Annotated in this window: 10 protein-coding genes and 1 rRNA gene; all 11 read right to left on the bottom strand. The window is 68.3% G+C overall.

The annotated features are described in order from the left end of the window. Nucleotides 1–207: 207 nt before the first annotated feature. A 16S ribosomal RNA gene (locus CHAN_RS07660) occupies nt 208–1,728 on the bottom strand. 554 nt (nt 1,729–2,282) lie between these two features. Next, nucleotides 2,283–3,575 (bottom strand): tyrosine--tRNA ligase, encoded by a 1,293-nt coding sequence (gene tyrS, locus CHAN_RS07665; RefSeq protein ID WP_290288219.1) that lies wholly within the window; start codon nt 3,573–3,575, stop codon nt 2,283–2,285. 9 nt (nt 3,576–3,584) lie between these two features. Further along, nucleotides 3,585–4,244 carry a DNA-3-methyladenine glycosylase gene (locus CHAN_RS07670; protein WP_290293417.1) on the bottom strand — a complete coding sequence of 220 codons (660 nt, stop codon included), beginning with the start codon at nt 4,242–4,244 and terminating at the stop codon, nt 3,585–3,587. Nucleotides 4,245–4,276: 32 nt separating this feature from the next. Beyond that, nucleotides 4,277–4,450, bottom strand: a complete 174-nt coding sequence (locus CHAN_RS07675) for a Trm112 family protein (protein ID WP_046650655.1) — start codon at nt 4,448–4,450, stop codon at nt 4,277–4,279. A gap of 24 nt (nt 4,451–4,474) precedes the next feature. Then, entirely contained in the window at nt 4,475–5,500 is a 1,026-nt protein-coding gene (locus CHAN_RS07680) for a hypothetical protein (protein ID WP_290288226.1), read from the bottom strand. Next, nucleotides 5,487–7,088, bottom strand: a complete 1,602-nt coding sequence (locus tag CHAN_RS07685; RefSeq protein ID WP_290288229.1) for a VWA domain-containing protein — start codon at nt 7,086–7,088, stop codon at nt 5,487–5,489. Before CHAN_RS07685 ends, CHAN_RS07680 begins: the two co-directional genes overlap by 14 nt. Beyond that, on the bottom strand, nt 7,085–8,284 hold the full coding sequence (locus tag CHAN_RS07690; RefSeq protein ID WP_065421580.1) for a hypothetical protein: 1,200 nt from the start codon (nt 8,282–8,284) through the stop codon (nt 7,085–7,087). The genes CHAN_RS07685 and CHAN_RS07690 overlap by 4 nt, the downstream gene beginning before the upstream one ends. Before the next feature lie 123 nt (nt 8,285–8,407). Continuing rightward, nucleotides 8,408–9,868: an argininosuccinate lyase gene (argH, locus tag CHAN_RS07695; protein ID WP_290288239.1), complete on the bottom strand. Its 1,461-nt coding sequence runs from the start codon at nt 9,866–9,868 to the stop codon at nt 8,408–8,410. Between the two features lie 150 nt (nt 9,869–10,018). Further along, nucleotides 10,019–11,218, bottom strand: coding sequence for an argininosuccinate synthase (locus CHAN_RS07700; protein WP_048744258.1), 1,200 nt, complete (start codon nt 11,216–11,218; stop codon nt 10,019–10,021). Between the two features lie 41 nt (nt 11,219–11,259). Further along, nucleotides 11,260–11,739, bottom strand: coding sequence for an arginine repressor (locus CHAN_RS07705; protein ID WP_048744260.1), 480 nt, complete (start codon nt 11,737–11,739; stop codon nt 11,260–11,262). A 9-nt stretch (nt 11,740–11,748) separates the two neighbouring features. Beyond that, nucleotides 11,749–12,762 (bottom strand): ornithine carbamoyltransferase, encoded by a 1,014-nt coding sequence (gene argF / locus CHAN_RS07710; protein ID WP_290288253.1) that lies wholly within the window; start codon nt 12,760–12,762, stop codon nt 11,749–11,751. Between the last annotated feature and the right edge of the window lie 101 nt (nt 12,763–12,863).

Raw genomic sequence — 12,863 nt, forward strand, 5'->3', positions numbered from 1 at the left:
GAAAAACCACCACACCACACACGGCCAAAACCGCCTGTAATGCGAGCGTGCCTTCCCAGACACCCGACAGCGCACCGATGCACAAACTTCTTCGTGTTGGACCGCACCATGCGGCCGGCAAGCGTCCACCCAAAAAACGCGGGCCGCCACCACACCCCACAGGAGTGACCAGGCAACAACCCGACTTTCAAAAAATAAGCTCCTTAGAAAGGAGGTGATCCAGCCGCACCTTCCGGTACGGCTACCTTGTTACGACTTCGTCCCAATCGCCGATCCCACCTTCGACAGCTCCCCCCAAAAAAGGTTGGGCCACTGGCTTCGGGTGTTACCGACTTTCATGACGTGACGGGCGGTGTGTACAAGGCCCGGGAACGTATTCACCGCAGCGTTGCTGATCTGCGATTACTAGCGACTCCGACTTCACGGGGTCGAGTTGCAGACCCCGATCCGAACTGAGACCGGCTTTAAGGGATTAGCTCCGCCTCACGGCATCGCAACCCACTGTACCGACCATTGTAGCATGTGTGAAGCCCTGGACATAAGGGGCATGATGATTTGACGTCATCCCCACCTTCCTCCGAGTTGACCCCGGCAGTTTCTCACGAGTCCCCACCATAACGTGCTGGCAACATAAGACAAGGGTTGCGCTCGTTGCGGGACTTAACCCAACATCTCACGACACGAGCTGACGACAACCATGCACCACCTGTATACGAGCCACAAGGGAAAGACCATCTCTGGCCCGATCCCGTACATGTCAAGCCCAGGTAAGGTTCTTCGCGTTGCATCGAATTAATCCACATGCTCCGCCGCTTGTGCGGGCCCCCGTCAATTCCTTTGAGTTTTAGCCTTGCGGCCGTACTCCCCAGGCGGGGCGCTTAATGCGTTAGCTACGGCACAGAAGTCGTGGAAGACCCCTACACCTAGCGCCCACCGTTTACGGCATGGACTACCAGGGTATCTAATCCTGTTCGCTACCCATGCTTTCGCTCCTCAGCGTCAGTTACTGCCCAGAGACCCGCCTTCGCCACCGGTGTTCCTCCTGATATCTGCGCATTTCACCGCTACACCAGGAATTCCAGTCTCCCCTACAGTACTCAAGTTATGCCCGTATCGCCTGCACGCCCGGAGTTGAGCCCCGGAATTTCACAGACGACGCGACAAACCACCTACGAGCTCTTTACGCCCAGTAATTCCGGACAACGCTCGCACCCTACGTATTACCGCGGCTGCTGGCACGTAGTTAGCCGGTGCTTCTTCTCCATCTACCGTCAGAAAACCTTCGTCGATGGTGAAAGGAGTTTACAACCCGAAGGCCGTCATCCCCCACGCGGCGTCGCTGCATCAGGCTTCCGCCCATTGTGCAATATTCCCCACTGCTGCCTCCCGTAGGAGTCTGGGCCGTGTCTCAGTCCCAATGTGGCCGTCCACCCTCTCAGGCCGGCTACCCGTCGCCGCCTTGGTAGGCCATTACCCCACCAACAAGCTGATAGGCCGCGGGCCCATCCCACACCGAAAAAACTTTCCACCACATCCCAACGATGCGGTCCTATCCGGTATTAGACCCAGTTTCCCAGGCTTATCCCGAAGTGCGGGGCAGGTCACCCACGTGTTACTCACCCGTTCGCCACTCGTGTACCCCAGCAAGCTGGGGCCTTACCGTTCGACTTGCATGTGTTAAGCACGCCGCCAGCGTTCGTCCTGAGCCAGGATCAAACTCTCCACAAAAGACTTTTTAAGTGAAAAGCCCGAAACCGGCAAAAACAAACGACAAACCAACCACAAAAACATGGTCAGCCTGGCATTCATCATCCAAAAAACAACAACGCACCCACCCCGACAGGGTGAAGGAGCAGGCACGCCAAAAAGGTTGAAATAAGAGCAACCAGAAACTCCTGGCACTCACCAAATCAACACAAAAAATAGTACATCGGCACACTATCGAGTTCTCAAAAAACACGCGCACACCCAAAACAACCAGGACCGAACCCGGCGCTTCAAGCAGCAAGAAGGAATCTTAAACCACCCGCCGAACCGAAGTCAAACTCGGCCCGACCAGAAGGTGAACTCCCCGCAAACAACCCCACCCGACCAGCACCTCATCGGCACCGACCCGGCGTCTCGCTTGCCCCGGTAACACTACACACGACCGTCACGGACACCAAAAGTCCTGGTCAGAGCCGATTCCCATCGACCCGGCACGCATCCGCCGCCCGTCGTAAAGCGAAAAGCCCGCCATCCCAGTCAATCTGGGATGGCGGGCCGTAAATCGGAACGCGGCGTCAGCGCTCGAAACGCACGCCGGCGAAGTTCTTCTTGCCCCGGCGCAGGACCAACCACTTGCCGTGCAGCAGGTCGGACTCGGCGGGGACCCACTCCCCGTCGAGGATGCGCTCGTTGTTGGCGTACGCGCCGCCCTCGTCGATGGTGCGGCGGGCCTCGCCCTTCGACTTGGCCAGGCCGGCGGCGATCAGCAGATCGACGGCGGTCCGCGGATCACCGGCGCCCACCTCGGCGACCTGGGTCTCGGACACCGCGGCGGCCAGCGTCGACTCGTCGAGTTCGGCCAGCTCCGCGCGGCCGAACAGCGCCTGCGCGGCGAGCTCGACGGACTTCGTCGCCTCGGCGCCGTGAACCAGCGTGGTCATTTCCTGCGCCAGGCGGCGCTGGGCCTCCCGCTTGAACGGGCGCTCGGCGACGGCGACCTCGTACTCGGCGATCTCCTCGCGCGACAGGAACGTGAACCACTTCAGGTAGTCGATGACCACCGAGTCGCCGGCGTTGATGAAGAACTGGTACCAGGCGTACGGGCTGGTCTGCTCGGGATCGAGCCACAGCTTGCCCCCGCCGGTGGACTTGCCGAACTTCTCGCCGCTGGCGTCGGTGACCAGCGGAACCGTCAGGCCGTGGACCTTCGCCTGGTCCAGGCGGCGGTTGAGGTCGACGCCGGAGACGATGTTGCCCCACTGGTCGTTGCCGCCGATCTGCAGGGTGCAGCCGTACTCGCGGCGCAGGCGCACGAAGTCGTTGGCCTGCAGCAGCATGTAGGAGAACTCGGTGTACGAGATGCCGTCGGCCTCGAGGCGGCGCTTGACGGTGTCGCGGTCGAGCATCGTGTTGACCGAGAAGTTCTTGCCCAGGTCGCGGAGGAACTCGATGACGTTCATCTTCGAGATCCAGTCGTAGTTGTTCACCAGCAGGCCGCGACCGGGCTCGTCGTCTTCGATGATGTCGATGAAGCTGCGCAGCTGGCCCTTGATCGACTCGACGTTGCCGGCGATCTGGTCCTCGGTGAGCATGGAGCGCTCGCCGACGTCGCGGGGGTCGCCGATCATGCCGGTGGCGCCGCCCGCGAGGGCAATCGGCCGGTGCCCGGCATCCTGGAAGCGCTTGAGCATCACCAGCGGGACCAGGTGCCCCGCATGCAGCGACGGGCCGGTGGGGTCGAAGCCCACGTAAACGGTCATCGGCCCTTCAGCCGCTTCGGCGCGCAGCGCGTCGAGGTCGGTTGACTGCGCGATGAGGCCGCGCCATTCCAGTTCGTCGATGATGTTCTGTTCGCTCACGCGCACCATGGTAGCCGGTCAGTTCCCGCCGTCGGCCCTGGCATGCCTGCGGTAGGCGGACACGCTCGGTTCGCCGGCGATCCAGAAGCGCCAGGGCCTTTCCGACGCCGCCCGCAGTCCCACGCGCGGCCCCGAGCGGAGCTCTGGCGCAGGCGCTTCACCGTCCGCGATTTCCGCATCGTCGTCGGCCGCATGGTCGCCCAGCAGGCGCACGCGGGCCGCGGGATCGAATAGATCCAGCCCGTAATCCGACAAGTCAATGCCGAGGGCTTGCCCCAGGTTGCCGGGGCCCCGGGCCAGACCATGCTTTGCGACGCCCGCGTTCCCGCGCAGCCGCCGCCTCATCGCGGCGGCCTCCCCCTCGAGGATCGTGGCGCCGCGGAGCAGAACTCCCCCGCCGATGCCCTCGGGGCCGGCGGTGATGTTCGCGCAGAAGTGGATGCCGTACGAGCGGTAGACGTACAGGTGCCCGGGCAGACCGAACATCACCCGGTTGCGCGGCGTGACGCCCGGCCACGTGTGCGCCCCGGGATCCGGCCAGGGGGAATCCGCCGGCCCGCCGTAAGCCTCGACCTCGGTGATCCGGGCCAGCAGCCCCTCCCCGGGGACGGCGAGCACCCGGCCGAGCAGCGTCCGCGCCGCGTCGGCGGGGTGCACGGCCAGTGCGTCCCGATTCAGCGGCGCGTCGCCGCCGATGTCCCGCCCCTCGCTCAACGGGGCCAGGCGAAGGCCTCGTCGGAGAGCATCACCGGGATGCCGTCCTCGATGGGGTACGCGATGCCCAGGCGCTCGTTGACCAGGACGGACTCGTCCTCGAGGTACGTCAGCGGCCCCTTGTCGCGGGGGCAGGCGAGGATGTCCAGCAACTTCGGATCGAGGCTCATGGCGCACCATCTTACGGTCCCGGGTCACGCGCCGTCGGCATCTCCCCTGGAGCGCCTGGAGCGCTTCTTGCGCGGCGCGTCCCACGGCTCGCCGCCACCGGTGATCGGCGGCAGGTTCGCGGTCGGGTCGAAGGGATTGTCCGCCGGTCCCGGCGTTTCCGGTGCCCGCTGCACCATGGGCATGTCGTACGACGCCGGCTCGGTCCACGTCTGCTGGTTCGCCGCCGTGGTCGGTTCGTGTGGCACCGGCGGTTCATGTGGCACCGGCGGTTGCGCCTGCGCAGGCGGCACGGCTGGTGCGGGAGCCACGGGCGGCTGAGGCGGAGCAGTGGGCTCCGGCGGCGCAGCCGCCACGGGCGGAGCAGGCGGTGCTGGCGGCAGTGGCGGCACTGGCGGCGCGGAAGGCTCGGGCAGGTCGGGCAGCTTGCCGTATTGCATTTCCACGCGCAACCGCTTCTGCTCCAGTTCCCGCAGTTCCCCATCGGATGCCGCGCGCGCCTCTTCGACCGCCTGCTCCGCCTGCGATCCGAGCAGGCCGAGCAGCGACACCACGTCGCCTTCGGCCAAGACCCGGTCCCCGTGCGGCACGGCGAGGAAACCGTCCATCACATCGGGCAGGTCATCGGTGATAATCGTCTGCACGATGACCCTGTGCCGCGCGCTGTCGGCCAGGCGATCCCACTTGTCCAGCGCATCGGACAGGTGCGAATAGACGCCGGTGAGCGCATCCGTGACGGCGTCGGACAAGTCATCGCGCTCCCACCGCTTCACGTCACGGTCCAGGGCCCGCCGCAGCTCGACGGGATCGTTGGGCCGTTGGCGCTCCCCCAGTTCCGCGTTGGCGGCCCCCGGCACCGCCTTCGCATCGCCGCGGTCGGGCGGCGTCAACAGGGCGCCGGCGCCCCATGCCGCGAGCGCCGCCACCGGCCACAGGAACCCCAGCCCAAGGCTGAGATGCAGCACGATGACGAGCGCCGCCAGCACCATGCCGACCATGTTCCTGCGCGAGAAGAAGAAGGGCCCGCGGCCCCCGCCGTCACTGGTACCCACGGATCTCCCTGAATGCCGCTCCCAAATCGCCGTCGAGGGCGTCGAACGTCTTCCCGCCCGTCGTTTCGGCGACCTCCTTCATTTCCGCGGCGTTCGCTTCGCCGTAGAGAATCACGAAAACCGGAATGGAACGCCGGTCCGCCGGCAGCGCCCGATGGAATTCGAGGAACCTCGACAAATCCGAGCCGGCCGTGTTCTCTCCGTCGCTCATCAGCACTATCGACGGGATCGCCCCTTGTCCGACTTCGATCGTCCCATAGGCGTCCATCAGGGCGTCGTAAAGCGCCGTCGCACCCGCGGGCTGCAGCCCGCCGATCGACGCACGCAGCTCGTCCCCGGGCCCCGGATCGGACGTGGAGAACCGCACCGTGGTCGGCGCCGCCGGCGCCGAGGAGAACGGCATGAGGCTGACCCGCTCGCGGTCGCGCAGCCCGACGGGGCCCGTCGACGACCGCGCGGTGCCGTCCACCAGCGACGTCAGGGTGTCCTTGAGCGACGCGATGCGCTCCCCCGTCATCGACTCGGAGGTGTCCACCACGAACGCCGTGTCGCCCGGCGCCCGGAGCGTGTTCTGGTACGCGCCGACGAGCCGGTCGGTGACCTCCCGGGAACCGGGGAACGGCAACTCGATGAGCAGCTCCGAGGTCAGCGCCGGATTGTTCTCGCCGGATTCGGCGGGACGGCGGTAGGAATCCGCCATCGCGTCCGGATTGGCGTGGAGCCACTCGACGACGGCTTCGACGCGCCTCTTCGCCAGGGGATCCGCGGGAGCGGCCAACGCGGACAGGGGGTAGTCGGCGCTGACGACGCCGTCGGCGGGCACGATGACCTTGATGTCCAGGCCGCCGGCCGCCAGCGCGTGCAGCACGGATTCGTAGTTCACCAGCGCGTCCGCCCGCGACGGATCATCGCGGAAGGTGTCCGCCAACCAGCCCGAGGACCCGGAGGTCACCGTCTGGCCGCCGAAGAGCTTCCGCAGCTGAGGGGCCACGCGATCGATGTCCTGGCCGGTCAGGGCGTTTCCGGTGTCCGACAGCGCCGTGGCCACGGAGACGAGCGCGGAGAACCCCGAGTTCGACGTGCCGGGGTCGGTCATCGCGAAGGTCAGGTCGCGGTTTCCGGCGGCCTCCGCGATCTCCGTCCACGTCGGCGTGCGATCCGTCCACCCGAGTTCGCGGGCCTTGTCGGCGCGCACGCCGAAAGCGACCGGCGAGGTGGCGATCTTGTCGGCGCCCGCCAGTTTGCCCGCCGCGCCGATCAGGTCCACGTAGCGGTTCGTGGCGAACCAGGTTCCGTCGTACTCGCCGTCGAACTCGCCGGCGGCCAGCTTCTCGGAGTTCTCCAGCGTGCCGCCGGGGAAGTCCATCCGGATGTCGAACCCGAGGTCCTTCGCGGCCCGCTCCATCGCCGGCGCCAGGTCCTCCAGCTCCGTCGCCGCGGCGATGCGCAGAGTTCCGCCGGCAAGATCCGGGTCCCGCTTCACCCCTCCTGAACCGCCGAGCCCCTCGAGCGGAGAGCCACCCGAGCACGCGGCCAGCACGAACGCCAGCAGCAGGACGACCGCCGCGGCGAACCCCCGGCGCATCATCGTCCCACCGGGGCGTCGGCGACGGCCCCCGCGTCCTGGTCGGCTGCGGTGGGCCGGGCGGCGCCGCCGAGGACCGCCCCGACGCCCTCCAGCAGGCGTTCCAACAAGTCGAATCCCGGTGGGTCGATCACCGCCACCAGCTCCGGCGGCGCGGTGACGCCGCGATCCGCCAGCACGTCGTCGAGCACCTGGCGGGACAGCGGGCGGAACCCGTGCTCGGCGGCGAGGCGCTGCAGGTCGGCATCCTCCGCGAGGAGCCGGGCCACCTCGGCGCCGTCCTCGTCGAAGGCGACGACCGTGTGCTTCGACTGGATGGTCGGCTCCGGGTACGCGAGCACCATGTCGTCGGCGATCCTGTCGCCGCCGGCGAGCTGCTGCTCCAGGAACTGGGCCTCGTAGACCATCGTCATCGGCTTCGCCCCCATCCCCTGGGAGAGGTAATCGGCGAACGGGGCCGCCGATGTGGATTCGGCGTATCCCTGCCCCGCCATCACCGGGGCGATGGAGGCAATCGCAGCGTCGACCTGTCCCGGGTCGGCTACCACCGAGCCCCCGTTGCCCACCCACGAGAGGATGGACACGTACATGCCCGCAGAGTTGGACGTCCTGGGGTCGGTCGTGGACATCTGCATGGTCCGCGGCGACGGGTACGCGCCGCCGCCGAGGTCGCGCCACCGCTTGCCCTCGGAAGCCTTGGCGAAGTACGCCTCCATGTCGATGTACCAGTGCCCGCCCCGCTCGCGTGCGATGCCCTCGGCCGCCAGCACGTCGACGATGGGCCGGAACGTGGCCACCGCCATGGGCGAATGGAACGGGGTCGTCTGCAGGACGTGCTTGTTTTCCTCGGCGACCCTCTGCGCGGCGGGCGCGGAGGAGGGGAACGCGAAGGCGTAACCGGACAGATCGGCGTCCGTCGCTATGCGCCGCGAACCCGCCGTGTCCGCGACGACCTCGATGCCGTTGCGGGCGAAGATCTTCCGCACCTCGGGGTCGGCGAAGAAGCCCTGCTTCTCCGAGCCGACGATGCCGCGGACCTGTTTGAGGTCGCCGCCGCCGATCCCGCCGATCCCGGGAACCCCGGGGAGAGAGAACCAACCCCGGCCGACGCCGACCGCCGCAGCGCCGAGAAGAACCAGGACTATCGCCAGAATCACCGCGCCGGTGCGCCGCCCGGCGGGAGCTGAGGAACGTGCCATGAACGAATGATAAGGCCCGGTTGACCTTTTCGCCGGGGGAACCTTATTCACCCCGGCCCCCGTTTCCGGCCCGCCGCAACGCTTTCCGACGGCCGCCGCCGGGCGGGGTCCCCGGAAGAGAGGCTAGTCGGCGGAGCGCACCGGGGCGTCCGCCCACGAACGGCCGTCCGCCGAGGCCTCGCGCACCCGGCCGAGCTGCTCGGCGACGCGGGCGCCGGACGTGCCCCCGCGGGTGTCGCGGGAGGCGACGGCGCCGTCGATCGTGAGCACCTCGCGGACCTCCGGGGTGAGCGACCCGTGGACGCCGGCGAGTTCGGCATCGGTCAGCTCGTGGAGCCCGACGCCGCGGCTTTCCGCGATGCGGACGCACTGGCCCGAGGCCTCGTGGGCCACGCGGAACGGCACGCCCTGGCGCACCATCCACTCGGCGAGGTCGGTGGCCAGCGTGAACCCGGCCGGGGCCAGCTCGCGCATGCGGTCCTCGTGGAAGGTGAGGGTGGCCACCAGGCCGGTCATCGCCGGCAGCAGCAGGTTGAGCTGCGCCACCGAATCGACGATCGGCTCCTTGTCCTCCTGCAGGTCGCGGTTGTACGCCAGCGGCTGGGCCTTCAGCGTGGCCATGAGCCCCGACAGGTTGCCGATCAGCCGGCCCGTCTTGCCGCGGGTGAGCTCGGCGACGTCCGGGTTCTTCTTCTGCGGCATGATCGACGACCCCGTCGACCACTCGTCGGCGAGCGTCACGTAGCCGAACTCCGGGGTGCACCAGGCGATGATCTCCTCGGCCAGCCGCGACATGTCCACGGCGATCTGCGCCAGCACGAACGCGGTCTCCGATGCGAAGTCGCGGGAGCTGGTCGCGTCGATGGAGTTGTCCGCCGCCGAATCGAAGCCGAGCTCCTCGGCGATGGCCTCCGGGTCCAGGTGCAGCGAGGACCCCGCCAGCGCGCCGGAGCCGTACGGGCTCACCGCCAGGCGGCGGTCCAGGTCCCGGATGCGGTCGACGTCGCGCAGCAGGGGCTGGGCGTGGGCCAGGAGCTGGTGGCCCAGCAGCACCGGCTGCGCGGCCTGGAAGTGGGTCTTGCCCGGCATGATCGCGTCCGGGTGGGCGGCGGACTGGTCGGCCAGCGCGTCGACGAGATCCAGCACGCCCGCGGCGATGTCGCGCACCGCGTCGCGGACCCACATGCGGAACAGCGTCGCCACCTGGTCGTTGCGGGAACGGCCCGCGCGCAGCCGGCCGCCGACCTCCGGCCCCACGCGGTCGATCAGCCCGCGCTCCATGGCGCCGTGGACGTCCTCGTCCGACTCCTCCGGCCCGAACGCTCCCGAAGCGACGTCCGCGCCCAAGGAGTCGAGCCCGGCGAGCATGGTGGCCAGGTCGTCGTCGGAAAGCAGGCCCCGCGCGTTGAGGACCTTGGCGTGGGCCTTCGAGGCCAGCACGTCATACGGGGCCAGCACCCAGTCGAAGTGGGTGGACTTGCTCAACGCCGCCATGGCGTCGGCGGGGCCGCCGGCGAACCGGCCTCCCCACAGCGAACCCTCGTTGGTGCCGTGCTGCTCGACGGCTGCGGACTGCTCGGACATGTCGGTGGTGCTCCTCGTTGGTGCCGGGAAAGGTGCCGGGGTGCGGCGGAAAAATGGGGCGGCCGGCCAATTCCCGCGGGGACTTACGCGACCGCCCGGCCCCGCGGGAAACGGTGCCGGGCGGCGCGGGGAACCGTGGCCGCGCGGGACCTACAGGTTGAAGTCGCGCTTGGCGGCCATCTTCGACGACAGGCCGTGCAGCTCCACGAAACCGCGGGCCAGGGTCTGGTCGAAGGTGTCGCCCTCGTCGTAGGTGGCCAGGTTGAAGTCGTACAGCGACGAGTTCGAGCGGCGGCCGTTGACGTTGCAGTTGCCGGCGTGCATGGTCATGCGGATGTCGCCCGAGACGCCCTTCTGCGACTCGTCGATGAAGGTGTCCAGCGCGCGCTTGAGCGGCGAGAACCACAGGCCGTCGTACACCAGCTCGGACCACTTGGCCTCGACGCCGCGCTTGTAGCGGGCCAGCTCGCGCTCGACGGTGACGTCCTCCATCGCCGCGTGGGCGGTCATGAGGGCGATGGCGCCGGGGGCCTCGTAGATCTCGCGGGACTTGATGCCCACCAGGCGGTCCTCGACCATGTCCAGGCGGCCGATGCCCTGGGCGCCGGCGCGGCGGTTCATCTCCTCGACGGCCTCCAGCATGGAGACCTGCTTGCCGTCGATGGCGACCGGCTTGCCGTCCTCGAACGAGATGATGACCTCATCCGGGGAGTTGAAGTTGAGGGTCGGGTCCTCGGTGTAGGCGTAAACGTCCTTGGTCGGGGCGTTCCACAGGTCCTCGAGGTAGCCGGTCTCGATGGCGCGGCCCCACAGGTTCTGGTCGATGGAGAACGGCGACGACTTCGACTGCTCGATCGGGATGTCGTTCTTCTCGGCGAAGGCGATGGCCTTGTCGCGGGTCCACGCGTAGTCGCGGGCGGGGGCGATGATCTTCAGGTCCGGGGCGGTGTTGGAGAAGCCGACCTCGAAGCGGACCTGGTCGTTGCCCTTGCCGGTGCAGCCGTGGGCGACGTGCGTGCCGCCGTGCTCCTTGGCGGCCTGCGCCATGTGCTTGACGATCAGCGGGCGCGACAGCGCCGAGACCAGCGGGTACTGCTTCATGTACATGGCGTTGGCCTTGATCGCCGGCAGGCAGTATTCATCGGCGAACTCGTCACGGGCGTCGACGATGACGGACTCGACCGCGCCGGCGTCGAGCGCGCGCTGGCGGATGGTCTCCATGTCCTCCCCGCCCTGTCCCACGTCGATGGACACGGCGACGACCTCGGCGCCGGTCTCCTGCTTCATCCACTCGATGGCGACGGTGGTGTCCAGGCCGCCGGAGTAGGCGAGAATGACCCGATCAGTCATGTGGGTTCGCTCCTTCTTTGAGTTATTCGTTGTCGTTCATTCTACTGCCCGGCCTCGCCGGACAGGCGCCGGGCCAGGTCGGCCCCGGTGAGGGGCTCCCGCGCCAGGCAGAAAATGGTGTCGTCGCCGGCGATGGTGCCGGCGATGTCGGGCAGGCCCGCGCGGTCGATCACGCTCGCCAGGTACTGGGCGGCCCCGGGCGGGGTGCGCAGCACGGCGATGGTGCCGGAGTGGTCGGCGGCCACGAGCAGTTCGTCGAGGACGCGCCGCATGCGGGCGACCGCTCCCCCGCTCGCCGCGATCCCCTCGGAGTCGCCCTCGATGACGTAGCGCGCCGCGCCGTCGTCGCGGACCTTTCGGGCCCCGATCTCGTCGAGGTCCCGGGACAGCGTCGCCTGGGCGATGTCGATGCCCTCCGCCGCCAGCAGAGCGGCGAGCTCCATCTGGCTGGAGACCCGCCGCCTCCGCAGCAGGTCCGCGATGCGGGCCTGCCGGGCGGTGCGGGAACCGGGGATGGTCATGGCCGCCGCCTACGCTTCCGCGCCCGCGCCGGCGCCGTTGCCCGCGCCGGCAGCGCCGTCACCGTCGCCGTCGCCTTCGGCGCTGCGCTCCAGCAGCCACGTCAGCAGCGCCTTCTGGGCGTGCATGCGGTTCTCGGCCTCGTCGAAGACGACCGAGGCGGGGCCGTCGATGACGTCGGCGGTGACCTCGTTGCCGCGGTACGCCGGCAGGCAGTGCAGGAAGATGGCGCCGTCGGCGGCCTTCGCCATGAGTTCGGCGTTGACCTGGTACGGCAGGAAGGGGGTGCGGCGGTCCAGGCCGTCGTCTTCCTGGCCCATGGACACCCAGGTGTCCGTGAGCACGATCTCGGCGCCGGCGATGGCCTCGTCGACGTCGGCGGTCACGGCGACGGTCGCGCCGGTCCCGGCGGCGACCTTTTCGGCGCGCTCGACGAAACGGGGTTCCGGCTGGAAGCCCTCGGGCGCGCAGATGGTGACGTCGAGCCCGGCCGTCGCAAAGCCGACGAGGTACGAGTTGGCCATGTTGTTGGCGCCGTCGCCGAAGTAGACGGCCTTGCGGCCGGCCAGCCCCGCCTGGCCCTCCTCGGGGCACAGGTTCTCGATGATCGTCTGCAGGTCCGCGAGGATCTGGCAGGGGTGGAACTCGTCGGACAGCGCGTTGACCACGGGCACGGTGGCGGTTTCGGTCATCGCCTCCAGCCCGGCCTGCGCGTAGGTGCGCCACACGATCGCCGAGACGAAGCGCGACAGCACCGCGGCGGTGTCCTGGTAGGTCTCGCCCTTGCCCATCTGCGACGCGCCGGAATCGACGACGATGGCGTTGCCGCCCAGCGCCGCGATGCCCGCGTCGAAGGAAAAGCGCGTGCGGGTCGAAGTCTTGTCGAACAGCACGGCCACGGACTGCGGGCCCTCGAGCGGGCGCGCCGAGTACGGGGCGGCCTTCAGTTCGGCGGCCAGCGCCAGGACCTCGGCCTGTTCCCCGCGGGTCAGGTCGTCGTCCGCGAGGAAGTGTCGGATCGTCACTTTTCCACGGCTCCTTTCGGGTTCTCTTTCGCTTGGCGACGGCCTGCGCCGCCGCTCGTCGCGTGCCCTCCGGGGAGAAACCCCCGGTTGTCGGGCGGGTG

It is taken from the genome of Corynebacterium hansenii, assembly GCF_030408795.1.
Lineage (GTDB): Bacteria > Actinomycetota > Actinomycetes > Mycobacteriales > Mycobacteriaceae > Corynebacterium > Corynebacterium hansenii.

What these genes read in the sequence shown, in the direction of transcription:
- tyrS (WP_290288219.1), bottom strand. Translation starts at nt 3,575, where the DNA reads ATGGTGCGCGTGAGCGAACAGAACATCATCGACGAACTGGAATGGCGC.
- CHAN_RS07675 (WP_046650655.1), bottom strand. Translation starts at nt 4,450, where the DNA reads ATGAGCCTCGATCCGAAGTTGCTGGACATCCTCGCCTGCCCCCGCGAC.
- CHAN_RS07685 (WP_290288229.1), bottom strand. Translation starts at nt 7,088, where the DNA reads ATGATGCGCCGGGGGTTCGCCGCGGCGGTCGTCCTGCTGCTGGCGTTC.
- CHAN_RS07690 (WP_065421580.1), bottom strand. Translation starts at nt 8,284, where the DNA reads ATGGCACGTTCCTCAGCTCCCGCCGGGCGGCGCACCGGCGCGGTGATT.
- argH (WP_290288239.1), bottom strand. Translation starts at nt 9,868, where the DNA reads ATGTCCGAGCAGTCCGCAGCCGTCGAGCAGCACGGCACCAACGAGGGT.
- CHAN_RS07700 (WP_048744258.1), bottom strand. Translation starts at nt 11,218, where the DNA reads ATGACTGATCGGGTCATTCTCGCCTACTCCGGCGGCCTGGACACCACC.
- CHAN_RS07705 (WP_048744260.1), bottom strand. Translation starts at nt 11,739, where the DNA reads ATGACCATCCCCGGTTCCCGCACCGCCCGGCAGGCCCGCATCGCGGAC.